This is a genomic window from Streptomyces sp. NBC_01268 (assembly GCF_036240795.1).
In the GTDB taxonomy this organism is placed as follows: domain Bacteria; phylum Actinomycetota; class Actinomycetes; order Streptomycetales; family Streptomycetaceae; genus Streptomyces.
Genome location: NZ_CP108454.1, coordinates 5,029,629 through 5,048,597, shown reverse-complemented (window position 1 = coordinate 5,048,597; position 18,969 = coordinate 5,029,629). Strand labels below are relative to the sequence as shown.

Sequence of the window (18,969 nt, the reverse complement as noted above, 5' to 3'; positions counted from 1 at the left end):
GGTCCCCCTCCAGATCGTTCGACCTGCTGTGCGAACCACGGTGCACCATGCCACTGACAATCGGCCCGGCCGCCGGACCGGCTGTGGAATCCGCAGGTGGGCGCGTTTGTCAGTGGAGGGTCGTACGGTCGGTCACATGGACGAACAGGGGGCGCTCTGGACGGCGGATCAGGTGCTGGCACTGGCTCCTGACGACGCCTCACGCAGAGCGGGAAGCAAGCTGGGCGCGGCCGGTCCGTGGTCCGGCGCGGGCAGCGGCGGCCAGGGGGCCGTCTGGGGCCTGTGCAAGGGCAGCGGCAGCACGCCGTACCGGACGGTCGTGGACACCACGGGCCCGGCGTACCAATGCAGTTGCCCGAGCCGGAAGTTCCCGTGCAAGCACGCGCTGGGGCTGCTGCTGCTCTGGTCCGGCGGCGGCGTGCCGTCGGGCCCGGGCGCCGCCGGGGCGCCGGACTGGGCCGAGACGTGGCTCGCGGGCCGGCGGGGCCGGGCGGAGGCCGCCGCGGCGTCGGCGGAGACGGGGCCGGCCGACCCGGAGGCGGCGCGCCGCCGTGCCGAGCGGCGGGCGGCCCGGATCAGCGCGGGGGCGCTGGAGTTGGAGCAGCGGCTGGCCGATCTGCTGCGCGGTGGTCTCGCCGCGGCGGAGCGGTCGGGGCCCGCGCTGTGGGAGGAGACCGCGGCCCGCATGGTCGACGCGCAGGCCCCGGGCCTGGCGGGCCGGGTGCGGGAGCTGGGGGCGGTGGCGGGCTCGGGTCCCGGCTGGCCGGTGCGGCTCCTGGAGGAGTGCGCGCTGACCCATCTCCTGGACCGGGCCTGGCTGTCGGCCGACCGGCTGCCCGGCCCGCTGGCGGCGACGGTGCGGACCCGGGTGGGGCTGACGGCCCCGCCGGGCGGCCCGGTGCTGCGGGACCACTGGCTGGTCCTCGCGCAGTACGACGCGGCGGACGCCAAGCTGACGACCCGCCGCATATGGCTGCACGGGGAGACGAGCGGGCGTACGGCGCTGGTCCTCTCCTTCGGGGCGGGCGGCCGCGCGCCGCAGCTCGCCTTCCCCGTCGGGGCGGTGCTCGACGCGGAGCTGCGGCCGTACGAGGGCGGGGGCGGGCTCCGCGCGGAGCTGGTCGAGCAGTTCGGCGTCCCCGCGCCGTCCGGTCCCCCGCCGCGCGGCGGCACGGTCGGCGCGGCGCTCACCGCGTACGGACTCGCGCTGCGCGACGATCCGTGGCTGGACGCCTGGCCGGTGACCCTGGCCGAGGTCGTACCGGCCCGCGCGGAGTACGGCTGGCAGCTGGCGGACGCCCGGGGCACGGAGCGGGAGGCGGTGCCGCTGACCCGCGCCGCCCAGGCCCGGCCGGGCCTGTGGCGTCTGGTGGCCCTGTCGGGCGGCGCGCCGCTCACGGTCTTCGGCGAGTGCGGCCACCAGGGCTTCACCCCGCTGGCCGCCTGGTCCCGGGACGCCCCCGGGGAGACGGTGCCGCTGGTCTGACGCCCGGCACCCGCCCCGATCCGTCTCGGAACCCACTTCTGGAGGAGGCCATGGTGGCCAAGGACGTCTGGGAAGAGCTCGTCACGTCGGCGCTGCTGGGCACCGACCGCAGACCGCACGGGGGTGCCTCCGGGGACGCGGCGCCCGTCGCGCTGCTCGGCGCCGCCGCGACGCACACGGTGCGGCGCCGGGCGGGGCTGCGGCCCGGGCCCGCGGCGGCTCCGCTGGAGGCCGCGCCGGAGGACGGGCGCCGACCGCTGCCCGAGGCGGCCCGGCGCCGGCTGGCCCGGCTGCTCGCGGGCCGGGCCGCGCCCGCGCCTTCCGGGGGGCGGCGCGGGTCGGCACCGGATCTGACGGAGCTGCTGCCGCAGTGGCTTGCCGCGGCGCACGAGCGGGGATACCGCGCTCCGGCGGCGGCCCTGCCCGCGCTGCTCGACGCCGCCCGCGCCCGGACCGATCTGCGGCCCCAGGCGCTGGCCTTCGCCGGGCCCCGGGGGCTGTGGCTGGCCCGGCTCAACCCGGAGTGGAAGTTCGCGCTGCGCGGTGCGGGCGGCGGTGGCGCGCTGCCCGACCCGGGGGACGCGGAGGCCGTGTCGGCGCTGTGGGAGGAGGGCCTGTTCGCGGAGCGGGTGGCGCTGCTGACCGCGGTGCGGGCACAGGACCCGGCGGCGGGCCGCGCGCTGCTGGCCTCGACCTGGGGGGCCGAGCGGGCGGAGGACCGGCTGATGTTCCTGGACTCGCTGCGCGCGGGCCTGTCCGGGGCGGACGAGGAGTTCCTGGAGGCGGCGCTCTCGGACCGCAGCCGCAACGTGCGCGCGACGGCCGCCGAGCTGCTCTCGGCCCTGCCGGGGTCGGCACTGGCCGCGCGGATGGCGGAGCGGGCCGCGTCGTGTGTGTCCCTGGACCGCACGCAGGGGGCGGCGGCGATCGTCGTGGAGGCGCCGCACGAGTGCGACGCGGGCATGCAGCACGACGGGGTGACGGCCACGCCGCCGACGGGCCGGGGCGAGCGTTCCTGGTGGCTCGGCCAGCTCGTCGAGGCCGCGCCGCTGCACTGCTGGCCGGCCCGGTTCGGGGGGCGGCGGCCCGAGGAGATCGTGGCGCTGCCGGTCACGGACGACTGGCAGGGCGAACTGCACGCCGCCTGGTGCCGGGCGGCGGTGCGGCAGCGGGACGCGGACTGGTCGCGGGCCCTGCTGGGCGCCCCGGCGGCCCCGCAGGCCACCGGCCCGGGCACGTCCTCGCTCGCGGAGCGGGCCAAGCTGCTGTCGACGCTCCCGGCGGAGGAGCGGGCCCGCTGGGTGGCCTCGTTCATAGCGGCGCACGGCCTGTCGGAGGCGTTCCAGCTGCTGGGGGTGTGCACGGTGCCGTGGTCGGGGGCGCTGGGCCGGGCGGTGGTCGACGCCCTGGACATCGCCCGGGACGCGGGCAGCTACCCGTGGAGCTTCAGCGGGGTGATGGGCCTGGCCGAGCGCTGCCTCTCCCCGGAGACCGTGCCGCAGCTCGCCGCGCTGACCACTCTTCCGGCCGAGGCGGAGGACGCCTCCCCGGGCGCCGGCGGCTACTGGTCGGAGGCCTTCCAGCGGCTCGTGGCGACGCTGGAGCTGCGGGCGGCGATGCACGCGGAGCTGACGGAGGCCTGAGACCGGGGGCACGAGAAGGGCGGGCGGCGCGTCCCACGCGCCGCCCGCCCCGGGCCCTCGGGTCCGTCGGCGCCGTTACGCCGCCACGCGGACGTTCGCGTTGACCCACTCCACGATGGAGCCGGTCGTCGCGCCCGGGGTGAAGATCTCGGCCACGCCCTTCTCCTTCAGCGGCGCGATGTCCGCCTCGGGGATGATGCCGCCGCCGAAGACCTTGATGTCCTCCGCGTCGCGGTCCTTCAGCAGCTCCAGCACCTTGGCGAACAGCGTGTTGTGCGCGCCCGAGAGGATGGAGAGGCCGATCGCGTCGGCGTCCTCCTGGATCGCGGTGTCCACGATCTGCTCGGGCGTCTGGTGGAGCCCGGTGTAGATGACCTCCATACCGGCGTCGCGCAGCGCACGCGCGATCACCTTGGCCCCGCGATCGTGGCCGTCGAGACCCGGCTTGGCCACCACCACTCGGATCGGACCGGTCACACCCATCAGTGCCTCCACATGCGACCCCCGCGCCTGGCCGCGGGAAAGTGAACGAACGTTATCGCCAGCATCCCGCAAGCGGCCGTTTCACGGTGGACAGCGAGGGGGAAATCACACGTGGGACATCGTTCGCTCCGCGGAGGAGCCGCCACGGGGTCGCCGTATCACCGCGCCGCCAGCCGCACGGCACGGAGGTGCGGCGCACCTCCGTCCCGGGACGGAGGCCGACGATGGAGCTCATCCCCACCGACGTCGCCGACCGCGTGAAGGCCGCAGCCCTGGAGCTGGCGGTCCTTGCCGGACACCTGGTCCTCTACCCCACCGGGCTCGTCGCCGAACGTCGCCCGCGCGGCCCGGTGGCCGCCGGCCCCGGGAGCACCGGGGGTGGTCCGCGTGCCGAGGGGGCCGCCGCCGGCCGCCCGGTCGTGCTGCTGCACGGCTTCGTGGACAACCGCTCGGTCTTCGTCCTGCTCCGCCGGGCCCTGGCCCGGCACGGCCGGGACCGCGTCGAGTCGTTCGACTACTCCCCGCTCACCGGCGACCTGCGGACCGCCGCCGAGCTGCTCGGGCGCCGGGTGGCGGAGATCCAGGCCCGGACCGGCCACGCGGAGGTCGACCTCGTGGGCCACAGCCTGGGCGGTCTGATCGCACGCTATTACGTACAGCGGCTCGGCGGTGACGCTCGGGTGCGCACGCTGGTCATGCTGGGCACCCCGCACTCCGGCACCACCGTCGTGCCGCTGGCCGACGCGCACCCCCTGGTGCGCCAGATGCGTCCCGGTTCGGAGGTGCTGCGCGAGCTGGCCGGGCCCGCTCCGGGCGTCCGGACCCGCTTCGTGAGCTTCTGGAGCGAGCTGGACCAGGTGATGGTGCCGGTCGAGACGGCCCGTCTGGACCACCCGGACCTGATCGTCCACAACGTGCGGGTGAGCGGGATCGGCCATCTCGCGCTGCCGGTGCACCCGACGGTCGCGGCCGGCGTCCTCGACGCGCTGGACGACGACGGCCCGGCCGCCGGGGCCGCGGGCGCCGCCCCCGGGGCCAGCTCCGTGGCCTGAGGTACGGGCGCCGGGCCCCGTTCTTCGAACGTTCCTCGAACACAGAGCCAAAGCTCTCTCCGCTACCCACCGAAAGACGGCCGATTGCCCGTTTCCTGGCGGCTCGAAACCCGCGGAAGATTGTCGGGCGCGCATACCGCCGGGTACAGTCACGCCACTGCTTGACCCCCTGCTGCCGAGGCGAGAGAGAAGTTGTTGGTGAACGACCAGCATCCCCACGCCGGGTACGTCACGGACGGCACCCAGACCACCGGGAGCTTCACCGTCGACCCGCTGTTCGGCACCTACGACGCCGGCTACGCAGCAGGTCACAGCGCAGGTCAGAGCATGTACGGCGACTACGCCGAGCACACCGGTCACACCGCGTACGCCGGGCAGGCCGAGTACGCCGGCCAGCCCGACCCGAACGGGTACGGCGGCTACGCCGGTCACACCGACCAGAGCGTCCAGACCGGCCAGTGGGACACCGGCTCCTACGGCTCGTACACCACCACCGGTCAGTGGGACGCCACCGCCTGGACCGAGGCCCAGCAGACCGGCCCGTACGAGGCCGCGGCCTTCGCCTCGTACGACACCACCGGCCAGTGGACGACGCCCGGCTTCGAGACCGGTGCCTACGACATGACCGCCGTGACCGACATGACCGCCGCGACCGCCTGGAACCAGGGCGCGACGCCCGAGCCGGTCGTCCCCCAGCAGTACACGCCGGGCCCCGAGCACACCGCCGAGTTCGAGTTCGACCTCGACGCGTACTCCGCGTACTCCGAGACCGCGCAGGTCCCGGCCTACTCCGAGACCATGCAGGTCCCCGCGTACGACCTCGGCCACGAGGCCGAGGCGGAGACGGAGACGGAGGCCGAGGGGGAGCCGGAGCCCGAGCTCCACGCCTTCCACGACGCCGAGACGATGATCGGCCTCGAAGTCCTCCCCGAGGCCGCCGCCGACGAGCTCCCGCCCGTCGTCGCCCGCCCCGCGCGCCGCTCCTCCGGCGGCGGCAGCCGCGGCCGGCGCCGTACGCCCGCCAAGCGGTCCGCGCTCCTCACGGTCGCCGTCCCGTCCGCCTGCGTCATGGGCGTCGCCGGTATCGCCGCCGCCTCGGTCGGCGGGCTCACCGACCCCGGCGCGGACACGAAGGACGACACGACGTCCCTCGCCGCCGCCGACCCGGCCTCCGTCAAGCAGGTCGCCGCCAACAGCGAGCTGGACACCCAGCTCGCCGCGCTCAGTGCCGAGGCCCGCGACTTCGGCGACCGCGCCAGCCGCACCCAGGAGCGCATCGACCTGCGGCAGCGCCAGCAGCTGGAGAAGAAGAAGCGCGAGGAGGAGGCGGCCCGCAAGGAGGCCCTGCGGCCGAAGTTCCTGCTCCCGGTCAAGCTGCACCAGCTCAGCGCGCGCTTCGGCCAGTCCGGCGTCAACTGGATGTCCGTGCACACGGGCATCGACTTCCCGGTGCAGTACGGCACTCCGGTGATGGCCGCGACCGACGGCACCGTGCGCACCCAGTGGAACAGCGCCTACGGCAACATGGCGATCGTGACCATGGAGGACGGCACCGAGACCTGGTACTGCCACCTCAGCAGCACCAAGATCCGCTCCGGCAAGGTCAAGGCCGGCGAGGTCATCGCGTACTCCGGCAACTCCGGCAACTCCACCGGTCCGCACCTCCACTTCGAGGTCCGGCCGAACGGCGGCGCGGCGATCGACCCGCTGCCCTGGCTGCTCAGCCGCGGTCTCGACCCGACCGGCTGACACCACCCGCGTACGTGGAAGGGGCCCCCGCCGACATCCGGCAGGGGCCCCTTCCGCGTGGGCGTGCGCCCCGGGGCCACACCCCGGGGCTTCGACGCCCCTACAGCTTCTCGACCGGCGCGTACCGCAGCAGGAGGCGCTTGGGCTTCTCGTCGCCGAAGTCGATCGTCGCCTGCGCGTCCGCGCCCACGCCCGTCACGGCCATGACCGTGCCCAGGCCGAACTGGTCGTGCGTGACCCGGTCGCCGACCTGGAGCGAGATCACCGGCTTGTCGCTGGTCCGCCGGGTGGCGAAGCCCGAGGGGCCGGAGCGGGAGCGCGAGGAGGACAGCGAGGAGGTGATCCCCGAGGTGGGCCCGGCGGGCTTGGCCATGGGGCCGGTCCGCTTCCACTCCAGGTACGCGGCGGGGATCTCCTCCAGGAAGCGCGAGGCCGGGTTGTACGAGGGCTGACCCCAGGCGCTGCGCATCGAGGAGCGGGTGAGGTAGAGGCGCTCGCGGGCGCGGGTGATGCCCACGTAGGCGAGGCGGCGCTCCTCCTCCAGCTCCTTGGTCTGGCCGAGCGCGCGCATGTGCGGGAAGACGCCGTCCTCCATGCCCGTGAGGAACACCACCGGGAACTCCAGGCCCTTGGCGGTGTGCAGGGTCATCAGGGTGATGACCCCGGAGCCCTCCTCGTCCTCGTCCGGGATCTGGTCGGAGTCGGCGACGAGGGCGACCTTCTCCAGGAACTCGGCGAGGGTGGCGGGCTCTTCGCCGCGCTCCTGCTCGAACTCCAGGGCCACCGCCGCGAGTTCCTGCAGGTTCTCGATGCGGGTCTCGTCCTGCGGGTCGGTGGAGGCCTGGAGCTCGGCCAGGTATCCCGTCCGCTCCAGGACCGCCTCCAGGACGACGGCCGGGCCGGCGCCCGACTCGGCGATGGTGCGCAGCTCCTCCATGAGCGTGTTGAAGCGCTTGACGGCGTTGGAGGAGCGGGCCGCCATCCCGTACGCCTCGTCGACGCGCTTGAGCGCCTGCGGGAAGGTGATCTTCTCGCGCAGCGAGAGGGCGTCGATCATCGCCTCGGCGCGGTCGCCGATGCCCCGCTTGGGGACGTTGAGGATGCGGCGCAGCGGCACGGTGTCCTCGGGGTTGGCGAGGACGCGCAGGTAGGCGAGGACGTCGCGGACCTCCTTGCGCTCGTAGAAGCGCACGCCGCCGACGACCTTGTAGGGCAGTCCGACGCGGATGAAGATCTCTTCGAAGACGCGGGACTGGGCGTTGGTGCGGTAGAAGACGGCGACGTCGCCGGCCTTGGCCGCCCCGGTGTCCGTGAGCCGGTCGATCTCGTCGGCGACGAACTGCGCCTCGTCGTGTTCGGTGTCCGCGACGTAGCCGGTGATCTGCGCGCCGGCGCCCGCGTTGGTCCACAGGTTCTTCGGGCGGCGGGACTCGTTGCGCTCGATGACCGCGTTGGCGGCGGAGAGGATCGTCTGGGTGGAGCGGTAGTTCTGCTCCAGGAGGATCGTCGTCGCGTCCGGGTAGTCCTCCTCGAACTGGAGGATGTTGCGGATGGTCGCGCCGCGGAAGGCGTAGATCGACTGGTCGGCGTCGCCGACCACGCACAGCTCGGCCGGGCCGAGGTCCTCGTACCCGGTGCCGACGAGCTCGCGGACCAGGGTGTACTGGGCGTGGTTGGTGTCCTGGTACTCGTCGACGAGGACGTGGCGGAAGCGGCGGCGGTAGTGCTCGGCGACGTCCGGGAAGGCCTGGAGCAGGTGGACCGTCGTCATGATGATGTCGTCGAAGTCCAGCGCGTTGGCCTCGCGCAGCCGGGCCTGGTACATCCGGTAGGCCTCGGCGAGGGTCTTCTCGAAACCGTCCGCCGCCTGGTCGGCGAAGGTCTCCTCGTCGATCAGCTCGTTCTTCAGGTTGGAGATCTTGGCGCTGAAGGACTTCGGCGGGAACTTCTTCGGGTCGAGGTCCAGGTCGCGGCAGACCAGCGCCATCAGGCGCTTGGAGTCGGCGGCGTCGTAGATCGAGAAGGAGGACGTGAAGCCCAGCTTCTTCGACTCGCGGCGCAGGATGCGCACGCACGCGCTGTGGAAGGTCATGACCCACATGGCGTTGGCGCGCGGGCCGACGAGCTGCTCGACGCGCTCCTTCATCTCGCCGGCGGCCTTGTTGGTGAAGGTGATCGCCAGTATCTGACCCGGGTGGACGTGCCGGGTGCCCAGGAGGTGGGCGATGCGGTGGGTGAGCACCCGGGTCTTGCCGGAGCCGGCGCCGGCGACGATGAGCAGCGGCGTGTCCGTGTGCACGACGGCGGCACGCTGCTGCTCGTTCAGCCCGTCCAGGAGCGCGGCGGCGTCCACGACGGGCCGGTGGGCACCGTCGCGGTAGTAGGCGTCCCGCTCGGGCGGGGGCGCGTCCCAGTGCTCCCCGAAGAGGGCGTGCGGGACCTCCTCCGCGGCCGGGGCGCCGGGCTCGTGGTCCTCGGGCGGGGGCGGGGGCTCCTCCGAGGAGTGGTTCTGGAGGCTCGCCAGGAAGCTGTCGTCAAAGAGGCTGCTCATCGCCTCACGAGTCTAGGACGCCGGACCGACAGTCCGCTGCCGCCTCCGGAAGTGACCGGGAAAGCGCGGAGGGTGAGCGTCCCGGCGGGCCGGGCGCCAGGTCACGGAAATGTATCGGGCATATCGAACACCGGCCTTCCCAGCCGCCCCACGGCTCGCTAGCGTGCTCGCCCAGGCAGCCCGTCCCCCGCTCTCCCCACCGTCGGCGCACCGCGCCGAGCGGGCGGCCCACGCCGCACCCCGGTCACCCCCGGTCCTCCCCCACGGCCGTCGGTGGACCTCGGCGTCCACGGAAGGAGATGCCGGTCTTGGCGTCCCACCGCAAGCCGCGCACCACCCGCCCCCACTCCCCCGCCGTCGGCGTCACGACGGCGGCCCTCGCCTCCGTCACCCTGCTGTCCGCGCAGAGCGCCCTGGCCGCGCCGGCCACGCCCGCGGCGCCGACGGCGCCGACGGCCCCCAGGCCGACGGTCGAGGAGGTCCGCGCGAAGGTCGACCGGCTGTACCAGGAGGCCGGCACGGCCACCCAGGAGTACGACCGCGCCAAGGAGGCCACCGACCGGAAGCGACGCGAGGTCGGCCGGCTCCTCGACGACGTGGCCCGGCGCACGGAGACGATCAACGTCTCGCGCCGCGCCCTCGGCTCGTACGCGGCGGCCCAGTACCGCGCGGGCGCCGTCGGCCCGACCGCCACCCTGATCTTCGCGGACAGCCCGCAGGACTACTTCGACCAGTCGCACCTCATGGACCGGCTCTCGGACCGGCAGCACACCGCGATCGCCTCGTACGAGACGCAGCGCGCCGCCGCGGCCGGACAGCGGGCGCGGGCCACCCGGAGCCTGGCGGAGCTGACCGCCTCGCAGACGGCGCTGCGGACCAGCAAGCGCACGGTGCAGGGGAAGCTGGCCGAGGCGCGGACGCTGCTCGCGCGGCTGACGGCCGAGGAGAAGGCCCGGCTGGCGGAGCTGGAGCGCAAGCGGGAGGCGGAGGCGCGCCGCAAGGCGGAGGAGCGGGCCGAGGCCGAGGCGGCGGCCGCCGCCGAGCGCCGGCGCCGGGCCGCGGCGAAGCCCGCCCCGACGACGCCCGACCCCACGAAGCCGACCACGCCCGCGCCGCCCCCGTCGGGCTCCACGTACGCGGCCAAGGCCGAGCAGGCCCTGGCGTTCGCCCGCGCCCAGATCGGCAAGCCGTACGTCTGGGGGGCGACGGGCCCGAGCTCGTACGACTGCTCGGGCCTGACCCAGGCCGCCTGGCGCGCGGCCGGCGTCGACCTGCCCCGGACCACCTGGGACCAGGTGAAGGTCGGCACCCGCGTGTCCACGGCGGACCTGCTCCCCGGCGATCTCGTCTTCTTCTACGACGACATCAGCCACGTGGGGATCTACATCGGCGGCGGGAAGATGATCCACGCGCCGAAGCCCGGCGCGTACGTGCGCGAGGAGTCGATCTACTACATGCCGCTCTACGGCTCGGTGCGCCCGGTCTGACCGGGCGCACCGGACCGCCTCCGGGTCAGACCCAGAGGGTGGCGATGAAGATGTTCGCCATGGTGAGGCCGCCGACGGCGCCGAAGACGGCCTTGTCGACCTTCTCCTCGTCGCGCTTGACGTAGACCAGGCCGAGGATCACCACGAGGATGGCCAGCTTGATGCCGACCTTGAGGTTGTTGACCGTGTGGTCGTCGGCCTGGTTGAGCCCGACGAGGGCGATGCCGGTGACGAGCATCGTCAGGGCGCCGTGCAGCATCGCCGGCACGAAGCGGGCGGTGCCCGCGCCCATCGCCTTCATCTGGGTGAGGAAGCCGCCGAGGAGGCTGGCGATCCCGATGATGTGCAGGGCGACGAAGACATTGATGAGGGCGTCCATGAGGCGGAGCCTAACCGGGGCCATAGCACCGGCCGCCGGGCGGGTCCACCTTGTCCCGGGCTTCGGTCAGCGGCCGCCGCAAGCACCGCCCGACCCTCTCCCACGGCGAACGGGAACGGTCGGAAAGCATCAACTGGTGCCAGTAGCGGTCAACTCCCCGCAGCCGTACGGCGGCCAGGTTTAGCGTCCTCCCCCAGGTGACCGGCTCCCCACCTCCGCCACTCCGGCGGCTGCCGGTCGCCCCCGCCGAGAAAGACCGGCGGCGGTCCGTCCCCCTGTGCGGACCGTCGCCGGCCCCGGCGGGCAGCGTCCCCCACAGGGAGAGGATGTGACCCGCCCTCGTGGCAGCGCACCGCAAGCCCAAGCAGTCCCCCCTCGGCGGCCAGGCGGCCCGCACGGCCGTCACGCTGGCCCTCGCCTCCGCGGCGACCGCGACCGTCTTCGAGGGCTCCGGGCACGCCGCGCCGCGGCCGACCCCCGCGCAGGTCAAGACCGAGGTCGACCGGCTCTACGAGCAGGCCGAGGCCGCCACCGAGAAGTACAACGGGGCGAAGGAGAAGGCGGACCGGGCACGGGCGGCCTTCGACCGGCTGCGCGACGAGGCGGCCCGCAGGACCGAGCGGCTGAACCGGTCCCGGGACGCGCTGGGCGCGGTCGCCGCCGCGCAGTACCGCTCCGGCGGGCTCGACCCCGCCATCCAGCTCGCCCTCACCTCCGACCCCGACCAGTACCTGGAGCGGGCGGCGCTGGCCGAGAAGGCCGGGGACCGGCAGGCCGCGGCCGTCACCGCCGTACGGCGTGAGCTCGCGGCCGTACGGCAGCTGCGCGGCGAGTCCGAGGGGCGGCTGCGGGAGCTGCGGGCGCAGGAGGCGGAGCTGCGGCGCCAGAAGGCGACCGTGCAGGGGAAGCTGAACGCCGCGCGGACCCTGCTCGCCCGGCTCACCGCCGAGGAACGGGCCCGTTACGAGGCGGCCGTCGCCGCCGGCGGGCACGGCGGGGCCGACGGGGTCCCCGGCGGCTCCGCGACGGTGGCCAGGGCCGACCGCTCCTCGGCGATCCGCGGGCCCCTCACGGCGCCGAACGCGCGCGCGACCGAGGCGATCGCCTTCGCCCAGGCCCAGCTCGGCAAGCCCTACGTGTGGGGAGCGACCGGGCCCTCCGCCTACGACTGCTCCGGGCTCACCCAGGCGGCCTGGCGCGCGGCCGGGGTCTCGCTCCCGCGCACCACCTACACCCAGATCAACGCCGGCCGCCGGGTCTCCCGCTCCGAGCTGGCCCCGGGCGACCTGGTCTTCTTCTACTCCGGGATCAGCCATGTCGGCCTCTACATCGGCGGCGGGCAGATGATCCACGCCCCGCGGCCGGGCGCCCCGGTCCGGGTCGCCCCCATCGACGAGATGCCGTTCGCGGGCGCGACCCGGGTCGGGTGAGCGGCTACACCAGGCGGCGGGCGGTCGCCCAGCGGGTGAGCTCGTGCCGGTTGGAGAGCTGCAGCTTGCGCAGCACCGCCGAGACGTGGGACTCGACCGTCTTCACCGAGATGAAGAGCTGCTTGGCGATCTCCTTGTAGGCGTAGCCGCGGGCGATCAGCCGCAGCACCTCGCGCTCCCGCTGGGTCAGCCGGTCCAGGTCCTCGTCCACCGGCGGCGCGTCCGTCGAGGCGAAGGCGTCGAGGACGAAGCCCGCGAGACGCGGGGAGAAGACGGCGTCGCCCTCCTGGACCCGGAAGATCGAGTCGACCAGGTCGGTGCCGGTGATCGTCTTGGTGACGTAGCCGCGGGCGCCGCCCCGGATCACCCCGATGACGTCCTCGGCCACGTCGGAGACCGAAAGCGCCAGGAAGCGCACCGGGTCCTCGGCCGCCGCCATCAGGCTGGCGCAGCGGCGCAGCACCTCGACCCCGCCGCCGCCCGGCAGGTGCACGTCGAGCAGGACGACCTCGGGGCGGGTGGCGGTGATCACCGTCACCGCCTGGTCGACGTCGGCGGCCTCGCCGACCACCTCGACGCCCGTCACGTCGGTCCGGCCGATCTCGGCCTGCACCCCCGTGCGGAACATCCGGTGGTCGTCGACGAGCACGACCCGCACCCGGCGCTCCGTACCCTGCGCCGCCGCCCCGCTCCCGGTCCCGGTCCCGTCGCTCATCCGTCCGCCCTCTCCATCTCGAGCTCCACTTCGGTGCCCCCGCCCGGCACGGACCTCAGCCGCGCCGATCCGCCGTTGCGCTGCATCCGGCCGATGATCGATTCTCGTACGCCCATGCGGTCGTCGGGGACCGCGTCCAGGTCGAAGCCCGGACCGCGGTCCTTCACCGAGACGAAGACCGTCCGGCCCTCCACCTCGGCGAAGACCTGCACCGCCCCGCCCTCGCCACCGTACTTGGCGGCGTTGACCATCGCCTCGCGCGCGGCCTGCATCTGCGCGCCCAGTTTCTCGTCGAGCGGGCAGTCGCCGACGACCACGACCTCCAGCGGCACTCCGTGCTTGTCCTCGACCTCGGCGGCGGCCCGCTTGACCGCCTCCGCGACGGTGGCCGGCTCCTCGTCCTCGTCCTTGCCGGTGCCCTCCGGCTTGTACAGCCAGTTGCGCAGCTCCCGCTCCTGGGCGCGGGCCAGCCGGCGGACCTCGCCCGGGTCGTCGGCGTTGCGCTGGATCAGGGTCAGGGTGTGCAGGACGGAGTCGTGGACGTGGGCCGCGACCTCGGCGCGCTCCTGGGCGCGGATGCGCAGCGTGCGCTCCTCGCTGAGGTCCTGCGACATGCGCACCAGCCAGGGCCCGGCGAGCAGCGCGATGCCGGTGAGGACCGCGACGGCGGCGGTGAGCGCCGTGCCGAGCTGCGCGACGGAGCCGCGGACCACGAGGAAGACCGCGAGGCCCGTGCCGACCAGCGCGACGCCGACGAGTCCGCGGACGAGCTGGAGGACCCGGCGCTTGCGGCCGGGGTCGGTCCAGCTGGCCCGGCGGGCGTTGTCCGCCTGGCGCCAGACGAGGACGACGCCGATCCCGATGAGCAGCGAGGGCCAGACGTAGCGCCCCGCCTGCTTGTCGACGTTGATGCTGCCGACGAACGCGGATATGCCGACCGCCAGCGCGACCAGCGCGAAGACCTGGCCCTTGTCGGGCTTGCGGAGGCGTCTGCGGCCGTCCGGGGTGGTCTCGAAGACGGGCCGGGGCGTGGCCCGGCCGCCGACCCCGAGGGGGACGACGATCCAGAACACCGCGTAGAGCAGCGCACCGAGTCCGTCCGTGAGGAGCAGGACCACGAAGAACGCGCGGACCCAGATCACCGGCAGCCCGAGGTGTCCGGCGAGACCGCGCGCGACACCGCCGAGCCACCGGCCGTCGGCGCTCCGGTAGAGCCTGCGGGCGGGCGGTTCGTCGGTCTCTGCGACACGGGTGGCTGCGGACATGCATGGATCGTCACACGCCGGGGCCGCCCGGGGCATCAGGGTCCGCCCGGATATCGGCCCCGGAACCGCCTCGGGGTCGGTTGGGGGTCCGGGGCCGGCGGAAGATCAGGGTCAAGGCAGGGTCGGTCCCGGTGCCGCCGGGCGTCACGGGCGGTCACCATGGACCCATGACGAGTTCGACGCCTTCGCACCACGAGGCCCCGCCGCCGGCCGAGGCCGCCCCGCCCCTGCGCAGGTCGCGCGGGCACAAGGTCGTGGCCGGCGTGTGCGACGGCCTCGGCCGGCACTTCGACCTCGACCCGGTGATCTTCCGGATCGCGCTCGGCGTGCTGGCGGTGACCGGCGGCGTCGGGCTGCTCTTCTACGGCTTCGCCTGGCTGCTGGTCCCGCTCGCGGGCGAGGAGGAGAGCGAGGGCCGCCGGCTGCTGACCGGCCGGGTGTCCGGCTCCTCGCTGACGGCGGTGCTGACGGCCCTGGTGGGCTGCGGCATCTTCCTGTCGATGCTGCACAACGGCGGGACGCTGGCGTTCGCGCTGGTCCTGTCGGTCGCGGTGAGCGGGGCGGCGGTGTGGTCGCAGCGGCGCCCCTCGGTCGCCGCGACCGCCGAGGAGGGCGGCCGGATAGACGCGGCCGCCGCGCTCGCGGTCGCCGAGGCGCCGCCCGAGACGAAGGCCCCGCCGCTGGTCGAGTTCCCGTCCTGGTGGCGCGACCCGATCGTCAAGGACGGCTCCACCGGCAAGGTCGCCATCGGCTACATGTGGGGGCCGCACGGCGTCCTCGACGAGGACGGCAAGATCGACGGCGTGGTGCCGACGCCGGGCAGCCAGTGGGGTCCGCCGCGCGACGTGCCCGAGCGGCCCACGCCCTCGACACGGGTGCGGACGAGTCCCCCGTCCATCGGCGGTCTGGTGTTCCTGCTCGCTCTGGTGGCGGGCGGGCTCGGCACGGGGCTCTCCTGGCACGGCCATCCGCTGGGCACGAGCCTGCAGATCGGTCTGGTCGCCGCGCTCGCGGTGTTCGGCCTCGGCCTGGTCGTCAGCAGCCTGATCGGCAGGACCGGCTTCGGCACGGTGTTCCTCACGGTCGTGACGGCGGGCCTGCTCGCGGCGGCCTCGTCGCTGCCGAAGGAGATCTCGACCGAGTGGATCCGCGAGACCTGGCGTCCGGCGGGCGTCGCGGCCGTGCAGCCGCGCTACGAGCTGGGTCTCGGGGTCGGCACGCTGGACCTGTCGGGTCTGGCCGTTCCCGCCGGGACGACGGTGGTGACGCAGGGCGAGGTCGGCGCGGGACAGCTGAAGGTGATCGTCCCGAGGAACGTGACGCTGAAGGTGCGGGCCCAGGCGGGCCTCGGCGACCTCCAGCTGCCGGAGCAGGGGGCGCCCACGGCACCCCTGCCGCCCTCCGCGGCACCCACGGGCCCGGCGCCGTCGGCGTCCCGGCAGCCGTCCCCGCCGGCACCCCCGTCCCCGCGGCCCGCGGACCCGAGCTCGCCGGACGACATCGACATCGCCCCGGACCTCGACGAGACCCGGACGTTCCCCCCGTCGCCGGGCGTCACCCCGGGCGGCACCATCGACCTCTTCCTGAAGGTCGGACTCGGACAGGTGGAGGTCATCCGTGCTGGTTCATGAGTTCCGCCCCGGCCGCCTGGTCCTGGGCCTCGCCGCACTCGCCCTCGCGGCGCTCTACGCGGGCGACGCGGCCGGGCGCTGGTCGGTCCCCTGGTACGTGGTGTTCCCGGTGCTGAGCGGTGCCCTCGTGGTCGCCGCGCTCGCGACCTGGACCGCCTACGGAATACGCCGGCGCTCGGAGAGCAGGGCGTCGAGCGAGAGCACCGAGGCCCCGGCGAGCAGCAGCGGAAGCCACGACATCAGATAGGCGAGGTCGTTGCCGAGGTAGAACGGGTTCACCTGCCAGCTCACGGTCAGCCAGAGGCTCAGCGAGATCAGCGCCCCGCCGAGCGCGGCGACCCGGGCGTACAGGCCGAACAGGGTCCCGACGCCGACCAGCAGCTCGCCGAGCGCGATGGCGTAGCCGAAGCCGACGGGGTTCTTGAGGGCCACGTCGACGAGGGCCGGCAGGGCGGAGGTGTCCCGGACGCCCCGCATGACCTCGCCGATCGAGTCGGGGCCGGTGTCGGCGAGGAAGCCGGGCGTGGTCAGTTTGTCGAGCCCGGCGTAGATGAAGGTGACGCCGAGGAAGATCCGCAGCGGAACGAGGGCGTAGCGGGAGGCGAGCGCCTTCCAGCTGCCGTCCCCGCCGAAGCCGCCCAAGCCGACGGCCCGGCCCGCCCCGGCCCCCGATCCGGAACCCGGGCCCGAGCCCGGGTCCGAGCCCGGCCCGGAGCCCGTACCCGGTACGCCGCCCGAACCCGTCGATCCGTCGTCCGCCCGTCCCGCCATCTCCGGCCGCCTCTCCACGCCCCACGCCACTGTCCGCACCACACGGTCCGCGGAACGATTCTCCCCGGATTCCCTGTGGACGGGCAGTCGCCTCAGTCGACGACGTCGATCGTGACCCGGTTGGTCTCGACCCCGGCGGCCGTCACGACCGACACCTCGACCCGGCCGGGCTCGACGTCGGCCGGGAGGGGCACGGTCAGGGTGGTGCCGGTCGGGTTGGCGAAGCCGCCGGGGACCGGGACGAGCGGGACGTGGGCGTGGACGGCGCCGATCCGGACGACCAGCCGGGTCAGCGGCTCGGGTCCCGCCGCCCCGGCCGGGACGAAGCCGGAGCCGCGGATCTCGATGTCGTCGCCGGTCCGGATGGGGGCGTCCAGGTCGCCCGCCTCGCGGGCCCGGACCACCGAGAAGACCTTCGGCCGGCCGCCCTCCGCGCACTTGGCGGCGAGGTAGACCGCGGCGGAGACGGCGAGGAGGAGGACCAGGGCCCAGGGCAGTCCGGGCAGCCGGTCGGGGGTGCGGCCGAGCCGGACGGCGGCGAGGAGGAGCACGGCGCCGGAGACCAGGACGTACTGGACGTCGGCGAGGGAGGCGCGGCCGTCGTCGTCGCAGAGCAGGTCGGCGGGGCGCGGCCGGTCGGCGCACACCTTCTGCAGGCGCCGGGCCGCGACGCGCAGCGAGACGATCAGCCGGGCGGTGACGGTGACGCCGGAGGCGAGGGCGAAGACGGCGAGCAGCCCGGCGCCGCGCTGGAGCCCGAGGTCCACCCCGGGCGCGCCGATGGCCAGCAGGAGGGAGAGCTGGAGCACGGCGAAGACGCAGAGGAGGAGCCAGCCGGCGGCGACGGTGCGGGAGGTGGAGAACCGCCGGTCCTCGCCGACGAGCGGGGCGAGGACGCCGCCCCGGTCGCGGTGCAGCCCGGCTGCCGCGGTGAGGGCGAGGGCGGGCAGGACGGCGGCGCCGAGCGCGGCCGTGCGGGTCCCGGTCCAGCCCGTGCCGACGGCGGTGAGGGCCTGGCCGAGGAGCAGGGCGAGCACCGCGCCCCACACGACGCCGAGGGTGCCGCGGTGCACCCGGCCGAGCCGGGCCGCGCCGGTCTCCCGGCCGCGCGCGGTGACGGTGCGGGCGGACTGGGCGAGTTCGTCGGAGACCCACTGGCGGGAGGCGACCGGCGAGTGGGCGAGGGCGGCCGGCACGCCGTGGCCCGTGGCGAGCTCGTCGCGGCGGGCGAGGAAGGCGGCGACGGCACGCCGGTGCCCGGAGCCCTCGCAGTGCGGACAGCCTCCGCCGTCCGCGTCCGCCCCGCACTGTCTCGCCTCTTGCACCGCCACGGCGCCGCCCACTTCCCGGTCCTCGTCAACTCGCAGTTGATTCCTGGGAATTGTGCCGCACCGAGCAGGTGTCCGGAGGGCCGTGCACACCTCGCGCGGGAGTGATTGAAGAGTCATCACATTGACGTAACGGCGCCTTCTACGACAGGAGTTCGGGCTCCGTACGGCTGATCCGGCGCCACAGCGGCTGGTAGTTGATCCAGGCCACCAGATCGCTGCCGAGCTGCTCGCGGGTGGCGACGGCGTCCCGGTGGTCGATCAGGACCGGTTGGCCCGCCGCCCGCGCGGTCAGCTGGACCTGGGCGCAGCGTTCCATGGCGATGAACCACCAGGCCGCCGCGTCGACGGAGGAACCGACGGTGAGCAGCCCGTGGTTGCGCAGCACCATCCCCTTGAAGAGGCCGAGGGCCACCGCGACCCGCCGGCCCTCCTCGGGGTCGACGGTGACGCCGGTGTAGGCGTCGTAGAGGACGTGGTCCTGGTAGAAGGCGCAGGCCTCCTGGGTGATCGGGTCGATCAGCTCGCCGAGGGCGGCGAGTGCCCGCCCGTGCACGGAGTGGGTGTGGGCGACGGCGACGACGTCGGGCCGGGCCCGGTGCACCTCGGCGTGCGTGGTGAACGCGGCCTGGTTGACGTGGTGGGCGCCGTAGACCACCCGCCCGTCGCCGTCGACCAGGATCAGGTCGCTCGCGGTGAGTTCGGCGAAGGGGGCGCCGAAGGGGTTCACCCAGAAGCAGTCGGCGAGCTCCGGGTCGCGGGCGGTGATGTGTCCGGAGACCCCCTCCTCGTATCCGAGCCGCCCGAAGACCCGGAGCGCGGCGGCGAGTCGCTGCTTGCGGTGGGTGCGCTCCTCCGCGGCCGTCGCGTGGACGGGCGGCATGGCGAAATGGAGCTGCTCGACGGGGACCGGCGCCGGTGTCTGGGTCATGCGCCGGAAGGTAACGCCCGCTCCCGCAAGTCACCAGAGCCCGTACGGGCCAAAGCGAAACCGCCGCC

The 18,969-nt window shown here is 74.4% G+C and carries 16 protein-coding genes; 8 read left to right on the top strand and 8 right to left on the bottom strand.

The window, feature by feature from the left end:
• Nucleotides 1–136: 136 nt before the first annotated feature.
• Nucleotides 137–1,486 carry an SWIM zinc finger family protein gene (locus OG309_RS22775; protein ID WP_329423285.1) on the top strand — a complete coding sequence of 450 codons (1,350 nt, stop codon included), beginning with the start codon at nt 137–139 and terminating at the stop codon, nt 1,484–1,486.
• A 50-nt stretch (nt 1,487–1,536) separates the two neighbouring features.
• Entirely contained in the window at nt 1,537–3,129 is a 1,593-nt protein-coding gene (locus OG309_RS22770) for a DUF5691 domain-containing protein (protein WP_329423284.1), read from the top strand.
• A 75-nt stretch (nt 3,130–3,204) separates the two neighbouring features.
• On the opposite strand, the gene OG309_RS22765 is transcribed toward OG309_RS22770, so the two are convergent.
• Nucleotides 3,205–3,612, bottom strand: coding sequence for a cobalamin B12-binding domain-containing protein (locus tag OG309_RS22765; RefSeq protein ID WP_329423283.1), 408 nt, complete (start codon nt 3,610–3,612; stop codon nt 3,205–3,207).
• 224 nt (nt 3,613–3,836) lie between these two features.
• On the opposite strand from OG309_RS22765, the gene OG309_RS22760 reads away from it, so the two are divergent.
• The gene (locus OG309_RS22760) at nt 3,837–4,664 is read left to right on the top strand and encodes a lipase family alpha/beta hydrolase (RefSeq protein WP_329423282.1); all 828 of its coding nucleotides are present in this window, start codon (nt 3,837–3,839) and stop codon (nt 4,662–4,664) included.
• Between the two features lie 198 nt (nt 4,665–4,862).
• The gene (locus tag OG309_RS22755; protein ID WP_329423281.1) at nt 4,863–6,413 is read left to right on the top strand and encodes a M23 family metallopeptidase; all 1,551 of its coding nucleotides are present in this window, start codon (nt 4,863–4,865) and stop codon (nt 6,411–6,413) included.
• 100 nt (nt 6,414–6,513) lie between these two features.
• On the opposite strand, the gene pcrA is transcribed toward OG309_RS22755, so the two are convergent.
• Nucleotides 6,514–8,964 (bottom strand): DNA helicase PcrA, encoded by a 2,451-nt coding sequence (gene pcrA, locus OG309_RS22750; RefSeq protein ID WP_329423280.1) that lies wholly within the window; start codon nt 8,962–8,964, stop codon nt 6,514–6,516.
• A 299-nt stretch (nt 8,965–9,263) separates the two neighbouring features.
• Here pcrA and OG309_RS22745 point away from each other — a divergent pair, with 299 nt between their 5' ends.
• The gene (locus OG309_RS22745; protein ID WP_329423279.1) at nt 9,264–10,451 is read left to right on the top strand and encodes a C40 family peptidase; all 1,188 of its coding nucleotides are present in this window, start codon (nt 9,264–9,266) and stop codon (nt 10,449–10,451) included.
• A gap of 25 nt (nt 10,452–10,476) precedes the next feature.
• Here OG309_RS22745 and OG309_RS22740 read toward each other — a convergent pair whose 3' ends face one another.
• Nucleotides 10,477–10,830, bottom strand: coding sequence for a hypothetical protein (locus OG309_RS22740; RefSeq protein WP_329423278.1), 354 nt, complete (start codon nt 10,828–10,830; stop codon nt 10,477–10,479).
• Between the two features lie 341 nt (nt 10,831–11,171).
• Between OG309_RS22740 and OG309_RS22735 the strand changes: the two genes are divergently transcribed.
• The gene (locus OG309_RS22735; RefSeq protein ID WP_329423277.1) at nt 11,172–12,260 is read left to right on the top strand and encodes a C40 family peptidase; all 1,089 of its coding nucleotides are present in this window, start codon (nt 11,172–11,174) and stop codon (nt 12,258–12,260) included.
• 4 nt (nt 12,261–12,264) lie between these two features.
• Here OG309_RS22735 and OG309_RS22730 read toward each other — a convergent pair whose 3' ends face one another.
• Nucleotides 12,265–12,975, bottom strand: a complete 711-nt coding sequence (locus OG309_RS22730; RefSeq protein WP_329423276.1) for a response regulator transcription factor — start codon at nt 12,973–12,975, stop codon at nt 12,265–12,267.
• On the bottom strand, nt 12,972–14,240 hold the full coding sequence (locus OG309_RS22725; protein ID WP_329423275.1) for a PspC domain-containing protein: 1,269 nt from the start codon (nt 14,238–14,240) through the stop codon (nt 12,972–12,974). Before OG309_RS22725 ends, OG309_RS22730 begins: the two co-directional genes overlap by 4 nt.
• 167 nt (nt 14,241–14,407) lie before the next feature.
• Here OG309_RS22725 and OG309_RS22720 point away from each other — a divergent pair, with 167 nt between their 5' ends.
• Together OG309_RS22720 and OG309_RS22715 are read left to right on the top strand one after the other, a co-directional pair.
• Complete coding sequence (locus tag OG309_RS22720; RefSeq protein ID WP_329423274.1) at nt 14,408–15,871, top strand: PspC domain-containing protein; 1,464 nt, start codon at nt 14,408–14,410, stop codon at nt 15,869–15,871.
• Nucleotides 15,858–16,118: a hypothetical protein gene (locus OG309_RS22715; protein ID WP_329423273.1), complete on the top strand. Its 261-nt coding sequence runs from the start codon at nt 15,858–15,860 to the stop codon at nt 16,116–16,118. Before OG309_RS22720 ends, OG309_RS22715 begins: the two co-directional genes overlap by 14 nt.
• Here OG309_RS22715 and OG309_RS22710 read toward each other — a convergent pair.
• The 3 genes from OG309_RS22710 to OG309_RS22700 form a co-directional block, all read right to left on the bottom strand.
• Entirely contained in the window at nt 16,028–16,642 is a 615-nt protein-coding gene (locus OG309_RS22710; RefSeq protein ID WP_329423272.1) for a DoxX family protein, read from the bottom strand. The genes OG309_RS22715 and OG309_RS22710 overlap by 91 nt on opposite strands.
• Nucleotides 16,643–16,734: 92 nt before the next feature.
• Nucleotides 16,735–17,973 carry a hypothetical protein gene (locus OG309_RS22705; RefSeq protein ID WP_361838994.1) on the bottom strand — a complete coding sequence of 413 codons (1,239 nt, stop codon included), beginning with the start codon at nt 17,971–17,973 and terminating at the stop codon, nt 16,735–16,737.
• A 139-nt stretch (nt 17,974–18,112) separates the two neighbouring features.
• Nucleotides 18,113–18,901: a class II aldolase/adducin family protein gene (locus OG309_RS22700; RefSeq protein ID WP_329423270.1), complete on the bottom strand. Its 789-nt coding sequence runs from the start codon at nt 18,899–18,901 to the stop codon at nt 18,113–18,115.
• Between the last annotated feature and the right edge of the window lie 68 nt (nt 18,902–18,969).